General features: G+C 38.4%; 16 protein-coding genes. 9 read left to right on the top strand and 7 right to left on the bottom strand.

Going from position 1 to position 23,194, the window contains the following annotated elements; genetic code table 11:
- Window positions 1–13: 13 nt before the first annotated feature.
- From ACIFUW_RS12345 to ACIFUW_RS12330, 4 genes are all read left to right on the top strand, one after another.
- Window positions 14–1,471, top strand: coding sequence for an ABC transporter substrate-binding protein (locus ACIFUW_RS12345; protein WP_002285974.1), 1,458 nt, complete (start codon window positions 14–16; stop codon window positions 1,469–1,471).
- A gap of 344 nt (window positions 1,472–1,815) precedes the next feature.
- On the top strand, window positions 1,816–2,430 hold the full coding sequence (locus ACIFUW_RS12340; protein WP_002285975.1) for a DUF624 domain-containing protein: 615 nt from the start codon (window positions 1,816–1,818) through the stop codon (window positions 2,428–2,430).
- The gene (locus ACIFUW_RS12335; protein ID WP_002285976.1) at window positions 2,423–4,147 is read left to right on the top strand and encodes a sensor histidine kinase; all 1,725 of its coding nucleotides are present in this window, start codon (window positions 2,423–2,425) and stop codon (window positions 4,145–4,147) included. Before ACIFUW_RS12340 ends, ACIFUW_RS12335 begins: the two co-directional genes overlap by 8 nt.
- Window positions 4,144–5,595 (top strand): response regulator transcription factor, encoded by a 1,452-nt coding sequence (locus ACIFUW_RS12330; protein ID WP_002304851.1) that lies wholly within the window; start codon window positions 4,144–4,146, stop codon window positions 5,593–5,595. The genes ACIFUW_RS12335 and ACIFUW_RS12330 overlap by 4 nt, the downstream gene beginning before the upstream one ends.
- 472 nt (window positions 5,596–6,067) lie before the next feature.
- On the opposite strand, the gene ACIFUW_RS12325 is transcribed toward ACIFUW_RS12330, so the two are convergent.
- Together ACIFUW_RS12325 and ACIFUW_RS12320 are read right to left on the bottom strand one after the other, a co-directional pair.
- Window positions 6,068–8,221, bottom strand: a complete 2,154-nt coding sequence (locus ACIFUW_RS12325) for a GH92 family glycosyl hydrolase (protein ID WP_002302560.1) — start codon at window positions 8,219–8,221, stop codon at window positions 6,068–6,070.
- Window position 8,222: 1 nt separating this feature from the next.
- Window positions 8,223–9,269, bottom strand: coding sequence for a GntR family transcriptional regulator (locus ACIFUW_RS12320; protein WP_002302559.1), 1,047 nt, complete (start codon window positions 9,267–9,269; stop codon window positions 8,223–8,225).
- Between the two features lie 149 nt (window positions 9,270–9,418).
- On the opposite strand from ACIFUW_RS12320, the gene ACIFUW_RS12315 reads away from it, so the two are divergent.
- The 3 genes from ACIFUW_RS12315 to ACIFUW_RS12305 are packed head-to-tail and all read left to right on the top strand — an operon-like array spanning window position 9,419 to window position 14,265.
- Window positions 9,419–10,708 (top strand): glycoside hydrolase family 125 protein, encoded by a 1,290-nt coding sequence (locus ACIFUW_RS12315; RefSeq protein ID WP_002294491.1) that lies wholly within the window; start codon window positions 9,419–9,421, stop codon window positions 10,706–10,708.
- Window positions 10,709–10,720: 12 nt separating this feature from the next.
- Entirely contained in the window at window positions 10,721–13,423 is a 2,703-nt protein-coding gene (locus ACIFUW_RS12310) for an alpha-mannosidase (protein ID WP_002285985.1), read from the top strand.
- Entirely contained in the window at window positions 13,408–14,265 is an 858-nt protein-coding gene (locus ACIFUW_RS12305; protein ID WP_002285988.1) for an ROK family protein, read from the top strand. Before ACIFUW_RS12310 ends, ACIFUW_RS12305 begins: the two co-directional genes overlap by 16 nt.
- Window positions 14,266–14,335: 70 nt before the next feature.
- On the opposite strand, the gene ACIFUW_RS12300 is transcribed toward ACIFUW_RS12305, so the two are convergent.
- Window positions 14,336–15,193: an RluA family pseudouridine synthase gene (locus ACIFUW_RS12300; RefSeq protein WP_002285989.1), complete on the bottom strand. Its 858-nt coding sequence runs from the start codon at window positions 15,191–15,193 to the stop codon at window positions 14,336–14,338.
- Between the two features lie 210 nt (window positions 15,194–15,403).
- On the opposite strand from ACIFUW_RS12300, the gene ACIFUW_RS12295 reads away from it, so the two are divergent.
- Together ACIFUW_RS12295 and ACIFUW_RS12290 are read left to right on the top strand one after the other, a co-directional pair.
- Window positions 15,404–17,575, top strand: a complete 2,172-nt coding sequence (locus ACIFUW_RS12295) for a PBP1A family penicillin-binding protein (RefSeq protein ID WP_002294492.1) — start codon at window positions 15,404–15,406, stop codon at window positions 17,573–17,575.
- Window positions 17,576–17,642: 67 nt separating this feature from the next.
- Window positions 17,643–17,984, top strand: coding sequence for a YlbF family regulator (locus ACIFUW_RS12290; RefSeq protein ID WP_002285994.1), 342 nt, complete (start codon window positions 17,643–17,645; stop codon window positions 17,982–17,984).
- A gap of 275 nt (window positions 17,985–18,259) precedes the next feature.
- Here the strand turns inward: ACIFUW_RS12290 and ACIFUW_RS12285 are convergent, their stop codons facing one another.
- From ACIFUW_RS12285 to ACIFUW_RS12270, 4 genes are all read right to left on the bottom strand, one after another.
- On the bottom strand, window positions 18,260–20,014 hold the full coding sequence (locus ACIFUW_RS12285; RefSeq protein ID WP_010729265.1) for an ABC transporter ATP-binding protein: 1,755 nt from the start codon (window positions 20,012–20,014) through the stop codon (window positions 18,260–18,262).
- Between the two features lie 10 nt (window positions 20,015–20,024).
- The gene (locus ACIFUW_RS12280) at window positions 20,025–20,861 is read right to left on the bottom strand and encodes a sugar phosphate isomerase/epimerase family protein (protein ID WP_002285996.1); all 837 of its coding nucleotides are present in this window, start codon (window positions 20,859–20,861) and stop codon (window positions 20,025–20,027) included.
- Between the two features lies 1 nt (window position 20,862).
- Window positions 20,863–21,546, bottom strand: a complete 684-nt coding sequence (locus tag ACIFUW_RS12275) for a rhamnogalacturonan acetylesterase (RefSeq protein WP_002294493.1) — start codon at window positions 21,544–21,546, stop codon at window positions 20,863–20,865.
- Between the two features lie 154 nt (window positions 21,547–21,700).
- A complete protein-coding gene (locus ACIFUW_RS12270; protein ID WP_002297218.1) occupies window positions 21,701–22,996 on the bottom strand; it encodes an ISL3-like element ISEfa11 family transposase in 1,296 nt (431 codons plus the stop codon).
- Window positions 22,997–23,194: the final 198 nt, after the last annotated feature.

Raw genomic sequence — 23,194 nt, 5'->3', positions numbered from 1 at the left:
AGGAGGAAGAAAAATGAAGTTATGGAAGAAACTAGCCTTTACAGGTGTTTCAGCGTTGTTGTTGGGAACATTAGCAGCATGCGGAGGTTCTGGTTCTAAAGACCAGGCAGAAGCTAGCAATTCGGACACTTTGCAGATGTATCAAATCGGAGATAAACCAGATAATTTCGATCAATTGATGGAAGTAGCAAACAAACGAATCGAAAAAGAGATCGGTGTAAAAGTCAATATCAATTACATTGGCTGGGGCGATTACGAAAAGAAAATGAACGTCATCATTTCTTCCGGGGAAAATTATGATATCGCCTTTGCGAACAACTATGTTTCCAATGCCCAAAAAGGAGCCTTTGCTGATTTGACTGAATTAGCGCCTAAGTACGCTGAAAAAGCTTATAATGATTTAGATGAAGCATATATTAAAGGAAATCTGGTCAATGGAAAATTATATGCTTTCCCAGTCAATGGAAATGTCTTTGCTCAACAAGTACTTACTTTTAACAAAGCTTTACTAGATAAATACGATCTTTCAATTGATGGAATCCAATCTTACGCTGATGCAGAAAAAGTCTTGAAGGAATTCCATGAAAAAGAACCAAACACGGCAGCTTTTGCCATTGGACAAGGCTTCAAAGTCCAAGGGAACTTTGATTATCCTTTAGGGAATACGTTACCATTTGCTATTGATCTGGATGGAGATGATTCGAAAATCATCAACCAATACGATAATGAAACGTATATCGGACTGTTACGTACAATGCATAGCTGGTACAAACAAGGACTCATTCCAAGTGACGCTGCAACGAGCAATAAGGATTATCCACTAGAAGGAAATACTTGGCTAATGCGTGGAGAAACACAAGGACCGTATGATTATGGCGATACAATTTTGACAAATGCAGCAAAACAAGAACTTGTCTCAAAAGCAATTACTGTTCCACTAAAATCTACAGCTCAAGCACAAATGGCAAATTTTGTCGTATCAAATACTTCAAAAAATAAAGAAAAATCAGTAGAACTTCTAGGGCTGCTTAACAGTGATCCAGAATTATTGAATGGGCTTGTTTGGGGGATCGAGGGAGAAGCATGGGAAAAAGTCGATGGTTCAGATGATAAAATCAAATTGCTAGATGGTTATCAGCCAAATACACATATGTCTGCTTGGAATACAGGAAACAACAAGATTCTATATACACAAGAGTCTATTACGGATGACATGATTGCCAAACGTGATCAATCGATTGCTGATGCAGAAACTTCACCGATTTTAGGATTCAGCTTCAACACTGACAGTGTCAAAACAGAATTAAGTAATATTTCTAATGTCATGAATCAATATTTAGATGGATTGAATACAGGGACTGTTGATCCAGATGAAACATTACCGAAATTGAAAGACGCTTTGGACAAGGCTGGCTATGATAAGGTATTGAAAGAAATGCAAAAACAATATGATGAGTTCCGACAAGAATAATAATGAATAAAGACAAAGGGGTTGTGACAAAAGACGTGTCACAACCTCTTGTTCCGAATAAACGGTGTTCAAAAGCCAGTTTCTCGGTATTAAGCTAAATATATGTAAAAATGTGGAAAGCCATATTCACAAAATTTTTCTTACTACTCGAAACTAAGCGGCTATTTCACAAACTCTTGGTAAACGGTGTTCAATCAGCTGACCCTCGGTATTCGCTCACAAAACGACAAAATATGAGGAACTATTTTTCCGTTTGTTTCTCTAATAATCAGGTCAAGGTGCTGATTGCCCAACCTTTTTTTGTATAATGAGAAAGTATAAACTTAATGTTTGGAGGAGAAGATATGTTAGGGAAGGTTTTGGAAGAGTTATTTATCCGGATCTGGGTCATTATAAAACTAACCTTGTATTTCTGGATATATACATTTGCCGGCGGGATCATCTTTGGATTAGGTGCGGCATGGAAAACAGTCAATGAACTATTTTATTTGTACGGATTCGAGTATAAAGAAATCACAATAAAAAGAGGCTGGAATATATATAAAAGAAATTTTTTAAGAGGCAATCTGCTATTTAGTTTATTTTTATCTGGTACTGCTTTATTGAGTTACAATTTATATTTATCTGTTCAAATCAAAGGGCTCATTTTTTTAGCTATTGATTTTATTTTACTTTTTGCCTTGCTCTGCCTATTTGCTACTTATCAATACAGTATGATTTTAGATAGTGAATATACGATCTCTGTTCCTAATCTGCTAAAGCTAAGTTTTATTTCGGTTTTTTCCAGCTTTTCGTCTTTTCTAAAAATAATTATTGGTAGCGGTATAATTTTAGGCGTGACTTGGCAATTCAAAGGATTGATCCTGTTTGGTGTCATTGGTCTTTTGACGGTTTGGAATGGTACGATGACAACACATTGGCGTGAAGAATTAGATAAACAGTTGGAAAGTTATGAATAAGTTTCGGATTCTATTTTCAAAAGGAACCTTACTAAATCGTCTGTTGCGGAAATACGCGGTTATCATGATCGGTGTAACGATGACTGCTACCGTTATTTTTAGTATCCATACTTGGGAACAAAATCAAAAACAGGCAGAAAACATGACAAGTGATGCCGTTCAAAGCACAAGCAGAATGCTGAATGATAAAACAACCTTGAGTAGGATCATCAAAAACCAGCTTGTAGGGAATTCCGAAAAGATCGAAAATGTGACGACCTACTTAACAAAACCCATAGATCAGTATCTGATGTATGTATACGAACAGCAAAACAGTACCGATGAATTAGTTTCTTTCCCAAATCAAATCAAAGATCTCTACGCAAATTATGAAGAACTAAGTGCGATATATATCGTGTTGAATCAACTACCGGAGTATTATGAATCTTCTAGAGAAAACAAAGGTGGGGAAATAAAAAAGGGGACACCAAAATTACTAGACGCCTTTTATATCAAGTTGCCTATCACACAAGGAGGAGCTGAGTCAGGAAGTATTTTTATTGGTTTTCAAAAGAAAGAACTAGATATGATTTTAGAAAATCTAACGTCATTCAATGGACTCTCTTTATACATGATTTCTGGAACGACAAATCGACTATACACATTCCATGATAATAAAATAGCTAAAGAAACGTTTGAAAGACAAGAAATGATCATCACAGAGAGTCTGAAGAAAAATTCACAATTGCCGATTGACGATCTGGAAAAAAACAATTTTGTTCAACACCAAGAACTGTCTGATGATTATCGTATATTAGCTGTACTAGATAAAAAAAGTGTAAAAATCGAAACGGGAAAAAATCTTGCCCCGCTGATCATTGGTATCATTATTTTAGACAATATACTGCTTATCTTTCTTTATAAAACATTCAAACGATATTCACAGCAAGTATCTATCGTCATGCAGGCCATGGATCAAACAGCAGCAGGGAATTTAGAGACGCGGATCGACATAACAAACACGGAATATGAACTGAAGGAACTTTCAATCGGTATCAACGAAATGTTGGATAGCATCAATCAGTTTGTAGAAGACATCTACAAATTAGAAATCAAACAGCAAGACGCACATATGCGGGCGCTTCAAGCACAGATCAATCCACACTTTTTATATAATACATTAGAATATATCCGAATGTATGCAATCAGCGAAGGAAGTGAAGAATTAGCAGATGTTGTGTATGCGTTTTCCGCTTTGCTTCGAAACAATACGAATCAAGAGAAAACGATCACTTTAAAAGAAGAACTGGACTTTTGCGAAAAATATGTCTATTTGTATCAAATGCGTTATCCTAATCGAGTAGCCTATCATTTTATGATCGATCCTGATTTGGAAAAGATCGAAGTACCTAAATTTGTGATCCAGCCATTAGTTGAAAATTATTTTAAACACGGTATTGATTTTACTCGATTCGATAATGCGCTAAGTGTCAAAGTCTTGCAGGAAGGCAAACGGGTAAGGATCATCATCAAAGATAATGGAAAAGGGATGACTGAAAAACGGCTAAAACAGATTGAAGAAAAACTGTCTCATCCTAAAGTGGAACTTCACGGTTCTATCGGTCTGCAAAACGTGAATGAACGTTTACGTGCCAGCTTCGGCAGCAGTTATTATATGTCGCTTGAGAATAATGAGACAGGTGGACTGACCGTTTCTATTACATTCAAGGAGGGATGAGCGTGTATCAAGTGTTATTGGTAGATGATGAATACATGATTTTGAATGGGTTAAAAAAGATAATTGATTGGCAAAGTTTAGGCTTTCAAATAGTAGCAACAGCAGAGAATGCCAAAGAAGGACTAGCTGTACTTGAACAGCGACAGATTGATTTAGTAGTAACGGATGTGACAATGCCAGAAATAAATGGACTGGAATTTATTGAAGCGGCTCAAAAAGAACGTCATAATTTTGAATTTATGATTTTATCAGGATACCAAGAATTCGATTATTTGAAAGGAGGTATGCAATTAGGCGCCGTGAATTATTTGATGAAACCCGTGAATAAGTTCGAATTGGTTGAAAGCCTCAAGAAAATCAAAACACGGTTAGATCAGCAAAATGAACAAAAAAATCAACAAGAAATCTATCAAGAACTGTTATTCAGTCAATGGTTGAATGAAGAATTGGATGAAATAAGTGAAGAAGAAATAATAGGACAAATAAGTGAGAAGCAGCATAGGATAGTATTGATTCAACTGGCAAGAACTCATGATACTCTTATCAATAGATGGTTGCAAGAACGGCAACAAATCTTTTACTATCAACGAAATTACGGAGACCGTGTATTGATCACGTTGTTGTTGGAGGCAGATGAAGTTGATGGCTTCTGTTGTTTTGTTCAAGAAAACTTTCCTGATCAGGAATGGCTGATCAGTATCGGGGAAGAGACAGATTCTTTGGACAAAATCCCTGAAACATTCCAACAAGCGAAAGACAATCTACAGTTGCATCAATTTTATGGAGATAAAGACGAGCATGTTTTTTACGCAGTACAAGCAGAAACAAAAGATCAAACCATCGATTTTTCAAGTTTCAGACGCGTGCTGCAAAATAAACAATTGGAAGTCGCTCAAAAAATGATCACTGATTTTTTTGAACAGTTTCAGTTAGCAGCCATGATGCCGGAAGATATACGATATTCCAGTTTTTTACTGTTTATGGAGATTCAACGGGAATTGATTGATCTGGAAGATGAGGAATATTTACAAGGAATCGAAAAAATCCATCAGGCAAAAACGGTGCAAGAACTTCAGCAGCTACTTCTGTCATTCATCAAAAAGCATCAGAGACAGAAAAAGTACAGTGACAATGTGGAAAAAGTAATCGTAATCCTGCACCAGCATTATCAAGAACCACTTACACTCAAAGAAGTGTCAGAAAACCTGCATTTAAATGTCATGTATCTAGGACAGCTGTTCAAAAAAGAAACGAAAAAAAGTTTTTCAGCTTATTTGAACCATTTACGTATGGAAAAAGCGAAACAACTGCTTTTGCACAGTAATCAAAACATCAATGAGATAGCAAGTGAGATTGGCTACAACAACACCACGTATTTCTCTAAATTATTCAAGAAAATCGTCGGCAGATCCCCTAAAGAGTACCGAGAAAACAGTGGAGAATCATAAAAAAAAAAGCCAATGTAATGAAATAACTTATAAAAAATTGTCTAGAAATCTAATTTTGGGCTGTTCTTATTACTTGAGGCAAGGCAGCTTTTTCATGACCTCTCGATAAACGGAGTTCAAAAGCCAGTTTCTCGGTATTAAGCCAAATTTATGCAAAAATGTGGAAAGCCATTTTCACAAAATTTTTCTTAATACTCGAAACTAAACAGCTTTTTCACGACCTCTCCACTAAATGGTGTTCAATCAGCTGACCCTCGGTATTAGCTCAAAAAATGGCAAAATATGAGGAACTATTTTGCCATTTGTCTCTCTAATACTCAGGTCAGAACGCTGATTTCACAACCTCTCAATAAACGGTGTTCAAAAGCTTGCATCTGCGGTAATAAGACCAACCAAACGAAAAATATGAGGATCTATTTTTGCTTGGCTGTTCTTATTACTTGATGCAGGACAGCTTTTTCACAACCTCTTGTTAATTATAGTTTGATAAGGAAAAAGGCAAATCTTTTGCTTGATATTTCTTAGGGTGAGGGATGATCCCTAATTGGTAAGAGATCGTGCCGCCTTTCAGCAAATCTTGATGGGTAAAATATAATTTCGTATATTCTCTGTCCATCCGTTTGATTTTATGGATAAATTGTTGCTGCGGCCGATTAGGCGTTGCTTCAATCGTCAATTCCTTTCCATTTGACAAAAGCAAAACAGCCTTGTCAATTAATGGCATACCGATAACATATTCACCGGTTCCAGGCGTGACAGGATAAAATCCCAGACTATTGAAGATATACCAAGCGGCCATACTTCCATTGTCCTCATCTCCAGGGTAACCCATTGGAGAATCGTCGAAGGTCTGAGTCATCAACTGTTTAAGCAGTGGCTGTGCCATTTCAGGTTGTCCTATATAACTGAACAAGTAAGGATAGTGAAAACTTGGCTGGTTTGAAATAGCTAATTGTCCAAATTCTATCGCGGCCATCTCACTCATTTCGTGGATCTCAAAACCATATCCTCCTGGGTCAAACGTTGGGGGCTGATTGCACAGCTCAATGAGTTTTTCTTTATATCTCTCACTGCCACCATATTTTCCGATCAGTCCTGAAAAATCGTGATAAACAGCAAAGCTGCTTTGCCAAGCACTTCCTTCTGCATAATCTTGTCCCCAACGATTAGCTGAAAATGGTTCTCTGAACTTGCCATCTTTATCTTTTGAACGCATAAATCCTGACTCATAGTCAAAGATATTTTGATAGTTCAATGATTGCTGCTGATATTTCTTCGTCATTTCCTCTTCTTCTAGTACCTTGGCAACTTGGCTAATACAAAAATCGCTATAAGCATAGTCTAATGTGTGATTGACTGATTCGTGGTAGTGATTAGGAACATAGCCATATGTCAAGTAATCTTCTGTTCCTTGGCGTCCATAATTTGGATGTTTGCTTTGAACCGTAGCACCTTTTTCCATTGCCGTTAGAAATTCAGGCATCAAGTCTCGTCGGATATCTTTTACAGCAGCATCTGCAATGACCGCATCGATCAATGTCCCAGGCATAAGTCCACGTTCATCAGGAGACAGCCATTTTGGCAAATAGCCACTTTCTCTATAGCTGTTCAAAAAACCTTCCAGCATTTCTTCGTATTTTTCTACAGCAATCAAAGAATAAAGAGGATAAACCGTTTTATACGTATCCCAAAACCCATTATTTGTATAGAGAACACCAGGTTTTATAGATCGACTAGTCGTATCATAGTGGATTTTTTGCCCACTAGGATCAATTTCATAAAATGTTTGTGGAAATAAAAACACCCGATATAAATTATGATAAAACGTCCGCAATTGTTGTTGATCATGGTGTGTGAGCTGTATACGATCAAAATAGGACTGCCATTGTTCTTGACTGTGAGCAAGGTAAGTCTCTTTGCTTTGGTTTTGTTCTAGTTCCAGGTTATAAGCTGCTTGTTCCGAGCTGATAAAAGATGTCCCAAATCGGATAGTTTGTTTTTTTGTCTGTTCAAAATACAACGGGATCGAGTCGCTATTTTTGTTGGAAACAGCTAACTCATCAATTGTTAAAGGATATTCAAATCTCAATATAAAATAAAAAGAAAAATCAGGATCTTCTGAACCAGCAAAATGTGTGATTTTTCCTTCCACTGTGTAAGGATCTATAACAAAGAGCTGATGGCGTCCCGGAAAGGATAAAAGTAAACCGCTGTCATTTTTGCTGTAATCAATAGATAAGATTCCGCCATACATGCTAGGTATCAATGTAGAACAGATGCCATAACGTAATTGACAGATCGACAGATGAGTCGGGCAAAATATACTTTCTTCTGGGCGGTAAGAACTTTGAGCATGGAAAAGGGTGTTCTCCTGTAGTTTTCCATTGATCGGCGTAAACAGCATATGACTGAAATCACCCATCCAAGGACTTGGTTGATGGGTAAGACGGTAGCCTTGAAAAACGCGGTCATCAGGATGAAACCACCAGCTGCCGTTTTGATCCGTAGTTTGCGGTGCAAAATAATTCATCCCAAAAGGAACGCCAGTATAAGGCTGGCAGTTCCCATTAGAGAAATTTGGCTGATTCGCTGTTGCATGTCTAGTATCTATTTGACCGATATTCATTTTATTTCTCCTTTGTTGATTGTCTTTTGATGAATGAAACTGGAAATTTACTATCGGATGGTCGATCTTTTGTCTCTAACCAAGTGACCAAAGCATCTCCCGCAAGCTTACCTAACTGTTCAAAATCTTGTGCGATGGTTGTCAGTGGCGGGTCAACAAGAGCTGCTGCTTGGATATCATCAAATCCGATAATTGAAAAATCTTCAGGGATATGATAACCATGCTGTCTCAAGAGATTCATGGTCTGGATAGCGACAACATCGTTTTCACAAACAAAAGCAGTTACTTCATACTTAGTGATATAAGAAAGCAATTCATCTAATGTCGCGCTTTTGTCATCCAGTGAAGTGTGGAAAGTCAAACCAGCTTTGTCCAATGCTTCAAGGTAACCAAGGTAACGCTGTCGAACGGATTGTGGATGAGTCTGCGTACCAAACAAATAAGCGATTTTTGAATGTCCCTGTTCGATCAAATAAGAGGCAGCAAGCGCACCGCCTTGGAAATTATCGGAAAGAACGGTAGGAAAAGGTAACTCATAGATTTTTTTATCTAATATGACGACAGGGAATTCTTTCAATGAAAGCTCAAAAAGTAAGTCAAGATGTTGTTCTGTATCAAGAGCATAATAAATCAATCCGTCAAATTCATTGATTAGCTCTTTTGCTGTTTTATTTTGTAGAAAGTCAAGCGTCGTCATCATGACATCAATCTGTTTATCTTGCATCACAGGGTTCAATCCCTTGCTAAAATCACCAACAGACAAATCAGCGACATATGGAAGAAGAAACAGAATCCGTCGTGTTTTTGTAGGAGAAGCAAGAATCTGTTCCGGAGAAGCGGATTTAACGAAACTGCCTTTCCCGCGAACGCGATAAATAAGTCCTAATTGCTCTAATTCAGTCAATGCACGTTTGGAAGTGATTCTGCTTACTTTATAGGTACGTGAAAGTTCTTTTTCAGTTGGTAGTTGGCTGTCTACAGGTAATTCACCAGTTAAAATAGCCGTTTGCAAATCATTAAATATTGTCTGGTACAATGGTTGAGTCATATAAACACCTCTTAATGATATATCATATTCAAATAATACCATAATGGATGAAAAAGTAAATAAAAAGATATTTTTTGAAAGCGTAGACATAATTGGCTGTATGAAGTATAATCTTTAAAGATATATCAAATAGAAAGAAGGTTTTATTAGTGGTTTATAAAGATATACCAAAATCGGTGCAGAAATTTATGGAAGATATCACACAAAAATGTGGGGATATCCATGCGGACTGGGCAAAGAATTTTACAGCAGCATTTGCCAATACTCTGTTGACAACAGTCAAAAAGCAAAATGACGGAACCACCTTTTTATTGACGGGAGACATTCCAGCGATGTGGTTAAGAGACTCTACTGCACAAGTTCGTCCTTATTTAGTGATTGCAAAAGAAGATGAGGAATTAGCTGACATGATCAGCGGGTTAGTCAAAAAGCAATTTTTTTATATCAATATCGATCCATATGCGAATGCCTTCAACGAAGAAGCTAACGGTGCTGGCCACCAAACAGATCATACAAAAATGAACGATTGGATCTGGGAAAGAAAATATGAAATTGATTCTTTATGCTACCCAATACAGTTGGCCTATCTTCTTTACAAAAATACAGGAAAAACTGATCAATTCAATCAATCTTTTATTGAAGGTATCAAAAAAATCTTGGACGTGTTCAAAACAGAGCAAGATCATGAACACTCTCCTTATACATTTGTACGAGACACGACAAGAAAAGAAGATACGCTGATCAATGACGGGCGAGGTGCAAAAACAGCTTTTACAGGAATGACATGGTCTGGTTTCCGTCCTAGCGATGATGCTTGCCGTTATGGATATCTGGTACCATCCAATATGTTTGCGGTGGTCGTGTTAGGTTATGTGGAAGAAATTTTTCAAACGATACTCGATGATAAAGAAATTGTACAGCAAACACAGAAATTGAAGAAAGAGATCCAAGAGGGGATTCAGAATCACGGACGAACGGTTAATCAAAAAGGGCAAACGATTTATGCATATGAAGTAGATGGAATGGGAAACGCCACAGTCATGGATGACAGTAATGTGCCCAATCTGATCGCCGCACCTTACTTGGGATATTGTTCTGAACAAGAGGAAGATTATCTGCAAACAAGAAGAACATTGTTGAGTAAAGAAAATCCATATTTCTATGAAGGAAAGTACGCAAAAGGAATTGGATCCTCCCATACGCCAGAAAAATACGTTTGGCCGATTGCATTAGCTATGGAAGGAATGACAACGTCAGACAAATCTGAAAAAGAGCGGATATTGAATTTACTTGTAGCAACTGACGCAGGAACACACCTTATGCACGAAGGATTCGATGTGAACAATCCTGAAAATTATACGAGAGAATGGTTTTCTTGGGCAAATATGATGTTTTGCGAATTAGTCATGGATTACTTTGATATTAGAGTAGAAAAGTAGGAGGTATCGTAAATGAAAAAGAAAGTATATATCATTTCTCATAGCCACTGGGATCGTGAATGGTACATGGCTTACGAACAGCATCACATGCGACTGATTGAATTGATAGACGATCTACTAGAGCTATTTGAAGTTGATCCGTCCTTCAACAGTTTTCATTTGGATGGGCAAACGATTATTTTAGATGACTATCTTCAAGTAAGGCCAGAAAAAAGACAGGCAATCCAACAAGCAATCAATGAAGGAAAATTGAGAATTGGACCATTTTATATCTTGCAAGATGATTTTCTTATCAGCTCGGAATCGAACGTGAGAAATATGCTGATTGGCATGGAAGAAAGCCGTAAATGGGGAACCCCTGTCATGTTAGGCTATTTTCCCGATACATTTGGAAATATGGGACAGACGCCTCAATTAATGAAACAAGCTGGTATTTCAGCAGCAGCGTTTGGCCGTGGTGTAAAACCAATTGGCTTTGATAATCAAGTTTTGGAAGCAGAAAACTATTCTTCCCAATACTCAGAGATGTGGTGGAAAGGCCCTGATCAAACAGCAATCTTTGGTCTGCTATTTGCCAATTGGTATAGCAACGGGAATGAGATTCCAGTAGAAAAAGAAGCAGCTCTTGCCTTTTGGAAGCAAAAATTAGCGGATGCAGAACAATATGCCTCTACGAACCACTTATTGATGATGAATGGTGTTGATCATCAACCGGTACAAAAAGATATATCAAAAGCAATCCATCTCGCAAATGAACTGTTTCCAGATTACGAGTTTATTCATTCTAATTTTACTGACTATCTGGAAGCAGTTCAAAAAGATGTGCCAGAAGACTTAGGCTCAGTAGAAGGAGAATTGACAAGTCAAGAAACGGATGGCTGGTATACTTTAGCCAATACAGCATCTGCTCGGGTTTACTTAAAACAATGGAATACCAAGGTCCAGCGACAGCTAGAAAATATTACAGAACCACTTGCGACGATGGCTTATGAAGTTAGTGGAAACTATCCCCATGATCAATTAGATTATGCTTGGAAGACATTAATGCAAAATCATCCTCACGACAGTATTTGCGGTTGTTCAGTCGATTCTGTCCATCGGGAAATGATACCTCGTTTTGAAAAAGCAGATGAAGTTGGAAAGTATCTTGCACAAGATTCCTTAGAACAGCTGACCGCAGCAATCGATACGACCGGATTCCCAAAAGACAGCTTTCCATTTGTCATTGTAAATACTGCAGGAATGGATAAAACTGGTGAAGCAGAAATAACCATCGAATTAGAAAGAAAAAGATTCGCTGAAGGAATACCTGAACAACTATATCAAGAGTTAGAAAATTTGCCTAAACGTAAGTATCATGTAGAAACAAAAAGTGGGGCCACTATACCAGCTATTTTATCTGAAGAAACTGTCCAATTTGGTTATGATTTGCCGAAAGACCGTTTCCGTGTGCCATATATGGCAAGAATGATCAAAGTGACTTTACCATTAGAAAACATGCCAGCATTTTCTTGGGAAACATTCGCGCTTGTAGAAGGGGAAGCGAAAGCAGAAGAAAAGGAAACAATGATTCATCAGAGTGGACGAATCATCGAAAACGGCCCTCTACATTTGACGATTGAAAAAAATGGTACCATTACAATGGAAGATCGCAAAAACAAACGAAAGTTGAATAATCTGCATATTTTTGAAGATATCGGCGATATAGGAAATGAGTATATCTTTAAACAACCTTTCTGTGATCAGCCAATCCTATCCAGTAACAAAGAAAACTCTGAAGTAAAAGTATTAGTAGATACACCGGAAATAGCAAAAATAAGTATTCTACAGGAAATGGAAATCCCTGTTTCTGCAGACGAGCGTTTAGAAAAAGAACAGCAGATGGTTGTGGAATTTCGTTATCGAAAAGCAGAACGATCCAAAGAAAAACGAATCCTTCAAATAAAAACAATCATGACAATCAGAAAAGATAGTAAAAAAATCGACTTTGAAACGACTCTCGACAATCAGATGAAAGATCATCGCTTACGTGTCTTGTTTCCTACAAAGTTACATGTGGAACATCACGAAGCAGATAGTATTTTTGAAGTGGTGAAGCGCCCAAACCATGTGTCTAAAAGTTGGGAAAACCCCACGAATCCGCAACATCAGCAAGCATTTGTCAATATTCATGATGAAGAGTACGGTGTAACAGTCGGAAACTTTGGTTTGAATGAATATGAAGTAACAGAAGACGGACAAATCGCAGTGACGCTACTTCGCAGTGTGGGAGAACTAGGCGATTGGGGATATTTTCCAACACCAGAAGCACAGTGTCTAGGTGAGCATCGGTTCAATTACAGCATTGAACTACATGGACCAGAAGAAAAATTCTCTACTTATTTGCATGCATACGCAGCACAGATTCCTTTTTCCACTCAACAAATCAAACATCATGAAGGAACATTGATTTCAAAACAACAATATTTAACGATAAAAAGTGAAACGTTTGCAATTACAGCTTTGAAACGCAGCAAGTTTAGTGATAAAGTAGTAGTAAGAGGTTTCAATATGTCTAGTCATTTAGAAAAATTGGAAATAACTAAAGACAATGGAAAAACTGTCATATTGAATCTGCTTGAAGAACCAACGAAGCAAGCGGTTGTCCCAATAATCCAACCTTATGAGATTCGGACAATCGGATTCGAGGAGGAAAACGAATGTATGGCGGAATAGAAGCAGGCGGAACAAAATTTGTGTGTGCGGTTTCAGATGGTGGAGAAATTTTAGAAAAATTAAGTATCCCTACCACAACACCAGAAGAAACATTGGATCAGGTATTTGAATTTTTTGATCGTTATGAATTGAAGGGAATCGGGATTGGCTCATTCGGCCCGATTGGTATCGACAAAACAAAAGATAATTACGGATACGTTTTGGCAACTCCCAAAAAAGGGTGGGCACAATTCGATTTTCTTGGCACAATCAAGGAACGCTACAATATTCCTGCTGCTTGGACAACGGATGTCAATGCTGCTGCATATGGGGAATTGAAGCAAGGAGCAGCACAAGGAAAAAATAGTTGTATTTACCTTACCGTGGGAACAGGAATCGGTGCAGGTGTCGTGATCAATGAAGAAATTTTTTCAGGGATCGCACATCCTGAAATGGGACATATTTGGGTGAAACGCCATCCAGATGACCATTATGAAGGTACTTGTCCTTATCATAAAGATTGTTTAGAAGGATTAGCAGCAGGACCGTCTATTGAGGCACGCACAGGGATCAAAGGGCAAGATCTGCCGCAAGATCATCCTGTTTGGGCTATTCAGGCTTATTATATTGCTCAAGCACTGATCAACTATACGTTGACGTTAGCACCTGAAAAGATTATTTTAGGCGGTGGGGTAATGAATCAGGATCATCTCCTTCAAAAAATCCGTCAGCAATTTGTTGAATTGATGGGTGGTTATATGGAAACACCTCAAGTAAGTGAATATATCGTTCGTTGGGGACTGCCGAATGAAAGTGGGATTATCGGTAGTTTGCTGTTAGCAGAACACGAACATCAAAAGTAAGCAGACAAATTACACAAAAAGAACAGAGTCTTATCATTATCTGCTGATAAGACTCTGTTCTTTTTTATTTCTATTCCCATAATCCAGGTAAAGCTTTACCGACTATTTTTTCTTGAGTAAATGGATGGATCATGTGCAGTTCTAATGCATGGAGCATCAGTCGTTCAGCTGTTCTATTTTGGTAGAGAGGGTCTCCAACGATCGGATGTCCCTTATGAGCTAAATGAACTCTGATCTGGTGTGTACGTCCGGTTTCCAAAACACAATAGACTTGTGTTTGTTCAGAAAGTACTTTGTTGACAGTGACATGTGTCAAGGCGCTCTGACCATTTTTATCATCTACGACCCTTTTTCTCCGATCATGGCGATCTCGTCCAATTTTATTGGTGATGGTCATATCTTTGGCAATTTCTCCCCATACGATGGCTTGATATCTCCGATAGATCATTTTTTGTTCCAACATTCTTCCAAGTATCGGCAAGACAAATGGATTTTTTGCAAATAAAACGGCACCGCTTGTTTCTTTGTCCAAGCGGTGGACAACGTAAGGTCGTTGCTGTTTAGTGTCGAGATAAGCAGCTAAATGATTGAGTAAGGTACTGTTTTCTGTCGGTTCATTTGGATGAGTCTTCATTCCTGCAGGCTTATCCACTATAATCAAATGCTCATCTTCATATAAAACACGGATGTGCTTCGCATCTCCTAATTGAACTTCTTGATAATTATAATCTGTTTCTTCGAATAACAATGTGATCTGGTCATTGCCCTTTACTTCATGATGGAACAAAGCAGGTTGTTGATTGATCCAAACGTTTTTACGTATACGCAAAAAGTGTCGAACCTTTCTAGGAACTAACCATTCCTTTTCAAGCAAGTCGCGAATTGTTGTTTCAGGATGGTTCATAGGTAAAGTGATCGTGATTTTCACAAGTGTACTCCTTTCAGTGCAATTGCAGACTAATTGTACCATTTTTAAAACATATTTAAGAAAAAACTTACATTTTTCTGTTCATTCTTATGTTACTCTACTTGCACTAACGTAAAAAAACATATTGAACTACAACTTAAGCAGGAAGAAAACACTCTTTCACTATGGTAAAATAAGACGATTGAATCAAATAGACAGGAGAAGAAGCAAATGGATTTTCAAAGCATTTTAGAAAAGATAAAAGCTGCTTTGATCAGTTTTTGGCGTTGGATCAGACCATATCTCGGACAATTCCATCGATGGCGAAAGCGCATCTGGAAAAAATATCATGTGAACAAATTGATTTTGCTGATTGGTTTGATCTGTGTCTTAGTGACAAGTATCTACCTCTTTATTTTAGCAAAACAAGCAAATGTCGAAACGTTAAAATCAGGATTAAGCCAATCGACAGTCATTTATGATAAGAAAAACGAAGAAGCTGGCACACTGTACGCCCAAAAAGGAACATATGTAGAATTAAACGCGATTTCTCCCTATATCCAAGATGCAGTAATCTCGACAGAAGATAGGAATTTTTACGAGCATCACGGGTTTGATATCAAAGGGATTGCCCGTGCAGCAGTCCGAATGGTCTTGTCTGGCGGAACATCAGGGGGCGGAGGAAGTACGATCACTCAGCAGCTTGCCAAAAATGCGTATCTGACATTAGACCAAACGTTTGATCGAAAAGCGAAGGAATTATTTTTGGCAATCGAGATCGAAAAGAAGTACAGCAAAGAAGAAATCTTGACCATGTATCTTAACAATGCCTATTTTGGCAACGGGGTATGGGGTGTCCAAGACGCTTCCAGAAAGTATTTTGGAGTAGATGCAACGAATGTTACGCTGTCTGAGGCTGCTACTTTGGCAGGAATGCTGAAAGGTCCTGGTATTTATAATCCGATCGATCACCCAAAAAATGCGAATGATCGGAAAAACACAGTACTAAGTGTAATGGAAGAAAACGGAAAAATCACAAAAGAACAAGAACAAGCAGAAAGCCAGACAGATATCAGCGCGTATCTTAATGACACATACGATAATTCAGATTCTGGTTATCGTTATCCTTATTATTTTGATGCAGTGATCGATGAAGCAGTTAACGAGTATGGTCTTGATGAAGAAGATGTCATGAATAAAGGCTATAAAATCTATACAGCTTTAGATCAGGATTATCAAAAGCAATTAGAAGCTACTTATCAAAACAGTGCATTATTCCCAGCAAATGCTTCAGATGGTGCCATGGTCCAATCTGCTTCAGTAGCTTTAGATCCGAATACAGGTGGTGTACAAGCACTAGTAGGACGAAGAGGAGATCATGTCTTTAGAGGATTCAGCTTTGCTACACAGATGCGTCGTTCACCAGGATCAACGATCAAACCATTAAGCGTATATACACCAGCACTGGAAGCTGGATACAAGCCTTCCAGTATCTTGAAAGACGAACCGCAAAGTTATTACGATGCGCATAATTTTGACGGGACATACCAAGGAGAAGTACCGATGTATCAAGCTGTTGCACAAAGTTTGAATTTGCCTGCTGTATGGCTTTTGCATGAGATCGGTTTACAAAAAGGATATGATAAAGCAGAAGAATTCGGCCTGCCTTTAGCAAAATCTGATAAGTATTATGGCTTAGCCCTTGGTGGACTGGAAAAAGGAGTATCTCCATTGATCATGGCGGGTGCTTACAGTGCATTTGCCAATGATGGTCAGATGTATACGCCGCATCTTATCACGAAAATCGTTGATTCGACTGGAGCGGTGATCGTCGATAACACAAACAAAAAACCAAAACAGGTCATATCAAAGGAAACAGCCGATGAAATGACCAGCATGCTTCTTGGTACATTTTCAAATGGAACAGCGGCTGCTGCGAATCCTGCAGGTTATACGATAGCAGGGAAAACAGGAACCACAGAAACTAATTTCGATGCCACAAAAGCAAATGACCAATGGATGATCGGTTACACGCCAGACGTAGTGATTTCGACATGGATGGGTTACGAAGAATCCAGCAAGCTGCACTATTTGGAAGGGACAAGTGGAAATGTTGTCGGGAAAGTCTTCAAATCAGCGGCAGAAGGCATCCTTCCGTATACTTCAAAAACAGGATTTAGTGTAGCAGATGCCTATGCCACAGGAGGACAAGTGGTAGCTGCAGATCAAGTTGGAAACACAGGAAATTCTAATGGAGAGTCTGGAAATTGGCAAGATAACTTGAATCAATATGGTGAACAAGCAAAAGAAGGGCTGAAAAACTTCGGCGATATGGTGAAAGAAGGCGTTCAGGGAATTGGTGAAGCGGCTAAAGACCTCTGGCGGAAATATCAAGGAGAGTAGCCCCTTTGAAAACGAATAACCCCATGTTACAATAGAGAGTAACTACTAAAAGAAAAGAGGGCATAACATGTCAAACATCTACGATAGCGCGAATCAAATCGAACGTGAGATCCGTGAATTACCAGAATTCAAAGCGTTGAAAGAAGCGTACGAGAAAGTACAAGCAAACGAAGAAGCACACAAACTGTTCAAAGACTTCCAAGCGATGCAAATCGAATTACAAGAAAAACAAATGAGTGGACAAGAGTTCAGCGACGAAGATGCAATGAAAGCACAAGAAATGGCTGTGAAAATCCAATCAGAAGAAGTAATCAATGACTTGATGCAAAAAGAGCAAGGCTTCAGTACAATCATCAATGACTTGAACCGTATCATCATGACACCAGTTCGCGACCTTTACAGCGAATAAAACTATTTTATGAAACAACAGAGGGTGTGAAAGAGACGTTCGGCCTTGAGCGATGACAAAATTGCTTCTTATTGCCGATAGGCTGTCTCTTGAACACCATTTACCAAGAGGTCGTGAGCCTACCGTTTAACTCTGAGTTACAAGGAACAATTTCAAAAAACAGCTTCTCATGTTTGATGACTATTGTGACTTGTGACCGAGGAGTTGGCAGGAGAACACCGTTTATTCAGAAATAGGAGCTACGACAAAAGTCTTGTCATAGCTCCTATTTTTTGTCATTCATTTTTCAAGCGGTAGAAATAGCCTTTTTGAGCTAACAGTTTTTCGTAAGTACCTATTTCAACGATTTTTCCTTCATCGATCACAACGATTTTATCTGCCTCTTTGATCGTTGAAAGCCGATGAGCCACAATAAAAGTAGTGGGTGTTTCTGTCAGGTAATTCAGGGCTTGCTGGATTTTTTTCTCTGACTGGTTATCTAAAGCTGAGGTTGCTTCATCTAGCAAAATGATTTTTGGCTGACGTATCAACGCTCGTGCAATGGAGATACATTGCTTTTGGCCACCAGACAGCTTGTTGCCATGTTCGCCTACTAAGGTATCCAGACCATCAGGAAGCTGGTCAATCAGTGAAGAAAGTTGCGCAGCTTCGATGACTTCATCTAAACGTTCTTTTGATACGTTTTTCAAGCCATAAGTGATGTTCTCTTTGATCGAAGCGGAGAACAACAAAGTGGTTTGAGGAACAACGGCTAAATAATTTCGCACACTTCGCATATCCAGTTCATCCAAAGGCTGATCATCTAGAAAAATTTTTCCTGAAGTCGGCTGGATAAATCCAATCAATAAGTTAAGGAGTGTAGATTTTCCAGAGCCAGATGGCCCAACAAAAGCAATTGTTTCTCCAGCTTTCACCTCTAGAGAAAAATGATCGATAATCGGTTTGAGTGAGTCCGGATAAAGAAAAGAAACATCCTCAAAACGAAAATTTCCATCCAAATGTTGGATTTTTTTCTTACCGTGATAAGTTTCTACATCGCCAGCAATCAACAGTTCGCCAATAGAAGTGATAGATTCCATGCCTTTTGAAATCGTAGGAATCAGCGTGATCATTCCAGAAACGGAATTGACGATCGTCGTGAAATACGTCTGATACATCACGACATCGCCGGGTTGGATGCGCCCTTGTAAAGCTAATATCCCAGTGAAACTCAAACAAATCAGCTGAAATATCTGAAAACTAGCCCAGCTGACTGATCCGAAAACAGATTGCAGGATATCTAAGTGGAATCCTTTTTCATAGATTTGAGTAAAATGCTTATTTAAGCGAGTTGTTTCGTGTTTTTCTAACCCATGAGCTCGAGCAATCGGTGCTAATTCGATCACTTCGATCACTTTTGCAGAAGTCTCTTCCATTTCTTGCCTGAAGTCTGAGTTGGACTGTCTGATCCTTTTACGGAAAAAGAGAGTAACGAATGCGGCGAGAGGAACAGTCAATAAGAAAAACATGAAAACAACAGGACTTTTATAAAGCGTGATACCTAAAGCTACGAATAAATTGACAGCGATATTTAATCCGCTGACAAATACTTGAGAGGACAACGTTTGGATAGCTTCTACATCACGGATGATCTTTGACTGGATTCGTCCAGATTGCAATTCTTTTTGATAAGGAATAGATAGTTCTTGGATTTTCTTGATAAGGGTCGCTCTTAGTCCAGCTTCTACTTGACGGATCGAAGTGCTATGGTATTTTACATGAAAATAATTCGTCAATATATTTTGACCAATCAGACAAGCCATCAAAAAAGCGTTGAAATAAATGGCCTGCAACTGAGAAGAATCTTTCGATGAAGCTGCATTGATTACATTGGCAATAGCGATCGGCATTAACCAAGATGGAAGATGTTTGATAATAAAAAAGAGTCCTGACATGGCAAAACGCCAATAATTTCCCTGATAAAGATGCAGCAATGTCTGAAAAGCATTTGCATGATATTTTTGATAACTTTTCTGTATTCGTTCCTCCATAATCTTCTCCTTAACAATCTTGGTAAATAAACTGCAAGTGTTCTATTGCTTCAGGAACATAAATCTCAGGAGTAGCTTCAAGAGTGGCGTACATTAGAGGACGCTCATATTTGATATAATGCAGTACCGGGCGGAAATCTAAACAGCCCTTGCCAACAGGTACCATGCGGATCTTTCCATTTTCCATGATATAGTCTTTGAGATGAAGCGCTGTAATATAACCATGTAAATTGTCCAAGGCACCTCGGATCACTTTTTCCTGATCAGCATGATTTTCTTTATGCATCAAATTCGCACAATCTAAAATGATTTTTAAATTTGGTGAAGCTACTTCATCGATTAAACGTTTAGCTAACTGATAGTTATAGATTGGATGATTGATCCCTGCTTCAACAGCAACAGTTACGCCAAAATTTTCTGCATGAGCGACTAATTCAATGATAGAATTTCTGGCGATCTGATAAGCTTCTTCAGTAAAATTTTCTTTTGTGTAACCGACAGAGACACTACCGGTTTCCGTAGCAATCATCTTGGCTTGATAGGCAGAGCACAGAGCAATTTGCTGTTTGAAAGTTGCCAATGCTTGTGCACGAACTTCTTGATTTTTGCTGGATAGGTTGATATAGCATCCTAAAATGGAAAGTTCGATATTGTTTTTTTGGAAGTATTCACCAAAATAGGCAGCACTCCCAAGTGTCATGTCAGTTAATTTAAGTTGTTCAGGAAATGCTTTTTGTGGTGCAAATTGGATATGGGACAAGTGAAGCTGTGATACTTTTTGAACGATTTCTTCACGATTTCGAACATCTAAATCGTGGGCACGGATGCCTAAATTTAATGGAAACATCTCAAACTCCTTTTTGTAAATAATTAGCAAGAGGCAGACGGGATTCTTTTATCAATTCAACAATTATTCGGGCAACTTTATCAGCGCCTTCTGGACTAAAGTGGGTATTGTCTTTTAGTCCTTCTGGGTAATTTTTACAAGTATCAGGCATAAGATGCAGGTAGAATTTTTTTGTCTCTTCTTTTGAGAAGGTCTGGAACAATTCTTGTGATCTTGAGAACACATCTAAAAGAGGAATATGGTGTTTCTCAGCAAATGCACGCATCGCTTTTGGATAGTCTCCAAGTATATCTGGATTCAATGTTCCGTTTTCTAAGTAATCTCGTCGCGTCACAGATGTCAGTAAGACCATTTGGACGTTCGCTTTTTTTGCGCATTCAAAAAATATCTGCAGATTTTTTAAATAGCTACCGAAGGGAAGCGTACCTCTTTCTTCTTGGATTTTCTGGTCGTTATGTCCAAATTGTACAAATAAGAAATCATTCGGCTGAAACTGTGAAGCTAGACGGGCTAACCTTCCTTCCTGGATAAATGATTTGGTGCTGCGTCCATTCTTTGCTTGGTTATTGATCTGGATCTCGGGTGAAAAATAAGCAGAGATTTTTTCTCCCCAACCTGTCTCGGGACGCTTGTTTTCATCTTTTTCTGCCGCAGTAGAATCACCGGCAATATGGATAGTAGGCATGTTATCTCTTCTTTCATAAAGGTTTATAGGCAATGAAGCAGAACAGCAAGAGAAGAAGACGGAGCAAATTTGGGCTCTTTGTCAATAAGGACTGATGAGTTGTGCAAAATCAAATCTGAGTCAGAATGAACCACATTCTGGCTCAGATTTTTTGTTATCTTACATTGATTAATTGATTGATCAAAAAGATTCTAATTCTCATGTTCTCAAATGATTTAAATCCGTAGGATACTCGTTTCATTGTCTTTATGTGGGTATTCTTCGCTTCTATTTTTCCATTGGAATAAGGATAGATCATTGCGTTGGTGATGCCTTCTTCATAGGTCAGAAGGTTTTGAAGCTTTTCCCGAAAGCTGTCATCTAACGTTTCGGGAAGTTCTGCCAATAAGGAGAAAAATAAGTCAGGGTCTTTGTCTCGAAAGGCTTCAACTAATTCATGAAAAAAGGGATACGCCTCCTTTAGGGGCGGAGAAAACTCAAGCAATCGATCAATCATCATTGCTTCAGTAAGAAATGGGTATTTTGGTGCTCGGAAACTTTTCCATGTTTTGTATTCATAATGGTTGATGTTTGCACGATTTTTTAGCAAAAAGCGCCAGTTCTTTTTCAGTTTTTCTGCCTGGCTTTTCTGTCCGGCTTTACGAAGTTCATTCATTTCACGGATACGCAACTCATTGAACGCTTGATTCATGTGTTTGACAATATGAAACCGATCAATCACGACTTTCGCATTTGGCAGAACACGTTTGGTGAGCTGGAAGTAGGCGGCGTTCATGTCTGTCACCAAGAATTCTACTTCTTCTGGATTGGTACAACCTAAGAAATAGCTTGTTAATCGAGGTAATTTACGCGTAGGCAAAACATCTATTAATTTTCCTGTTTCGCCATCCGCGCAAATAAAGCTCATCTTATCTTCTATGGAAGCATGCGAACGAAATTCGTCAACCATCAATACTCTGGGGAGGATCTTCTTAGATTGCTTTGGTAAATAGCTTTTAAACTCTTTCAATGTACGAATAACGGTGGTCAAAGATACCTGACAGCTTTTCGCAATAAAAGATAAAGATACTTTTTCAGTCAGTAAAGAAGCAATTTTATATCTAACATGATTTGCGATTGAATGTCTGGGTTGGACAAAATAACTTTGAGCCGTCCAATGGGTGCGACAGTTTTTACAGGTATAGCGTTGCTTTTTTAGGCGCATAACCAAAGGCATATGATTGTATTGTTCAAAACGGACAATCGTTTCCTTTTTTCCATTTTTCACTATAATTGCTTTCCCGTTTCCATCTACCACAGTAGAACCACAACTTCTACAAGCACGAGGAGTAGGCGAGAGAACAGCATCGACGACCAACGTCTTTTTCTTCTGAAGGGTCTCGTAAGAGACCTCTGTAATCATCAAATCTTTCTCTGTTATTCTCAGCATTTTTTTGATAGAATCATTCATATAGCGTATCGTCCTCTCAGTTGTTTATTTTGTGGTGATTTAATCATACTAGAGAACGATATGTTTTTTAATACCTAAAATGAAAATGGGGCTGAAGAATCAATTCTGATTCATCAGTCCCATAAATTATAGAGCCCAAATTTGGTCCGTCTTCTTCTCTAAAACGTGGATAAACGGATTCCGTTATTTCACTATCCT

This window comes from Enterococcus sp. PLH-Efm8, assembly GCF_053011625.1.
The sequence above is the reverse complement of the archived record's forward strand: the minus strand, read 5'-3'. Positions and strand labels throughout refer to the sequence as shown.

Excerpts from the sequence above, each read along its gene's own strand:
- ACIFUW_RS12285 (WP_010729265.1), bottom strand. The coding sequence starts at position 20,014 with ATGGAGGAACGAATACAGAAAAGTTATCAAAAATATCATGCAAATGCT.
- ACIFUW_RS12335 (WP_002285976.1), top strand. The coding sequence starts at position 2,423 with ATGAATAAGTTTCGGATTCTATTTTCAAAAGGAACCTTACTAAATCGT.
- ACIFUW_RS12320 (WP_002302559.1), bottom strand. The coding sequence starts at position 9,269 with ATGACTCAACCATTGTACCAGACAATATTTAATGATTTGCAAACGGCT.
- ACIFUW_RS12275 (WP_002294493.1), bottom strand. The coding sequence starts at position 21,546 with ATGCCTACTATCCATATTGCCGGTGATTCTACTGCGGCAGAAAAAGAT.
- ACIFUW_RS12295 (WP_002294492.1), top strand. The coding sequence starts at position 15,404 with ATGGATTTTCAAAGCATTTTAGAAAAGATAAAAGCTGCTTTGATCAGT.
- ACIFUW_RS12305 (WP_002285988.1), top strand. The coding sequence starts at position 13,408 with ATGTATGGCGGAATAGAAGCAGGCGGAACAAAATTTGTGTGTGCGGTT.
- ACIFUW_RS12310 (WP_002285985.1), top strand. The coding sequence starts at position 10,721 with ATGAAAAAGAAAGTATATATCATTTCTCATAGCCACTGGGATCGTGAA.
- ACIFUW_RS12290 (WP_002285994.1), top strand. The coding sequence starts at position 17,643 with ATGTCAAACATCTACGATAGCGCGAATCAAATCGAACGTGAGATCCGT.
- ACIFUW_RS12330 (WP_002304851.1), top strand. The coding sequence starts at position 4,144 with ATGAGCGTGTATCAAGTGTTATTGGTAGATGATGAATACATGATTTTG.
- ACIFUW_RS12340 (WP_002285975.1), top strand. The coding sequence starts at position 1,816 with ATGTTAGGGAAGGTTTTGGAAGAGTTATTTATCCGGATCTGGGTCATT.
- ACIFUW_RS12280 (WP_002285996.1), bottom strand. The coding sequence starts at position 20,861 with ATGTTTCCATTAAATTTAGGCATCCGTGCCCACGATTTAGATGTTCGA.
- ACIFUW_RS12270 (WP_002297218.1), bottom strand. The coding sequence starts at position 22,996 with ATGAATGATTCTATCAAAAAAATGCTGAGAATAACAGAGAAAGATTTG.
- ACIFUW_RS12325 (WP_002302560.1), bottom strand. The coding sequence starts at position 8,221 with ATGAATATCGGTCAAATAGATACTAGACATGCAACAGCGAATCAGCCA.
- ACIFUW_RS12345 (WP_002285974.1), top strand. The coding sequence starts at position 14 with ATGAAGTTATGGAAGAAACTAGCCTTTACAGGTGTTTCAGCGTTGTTG.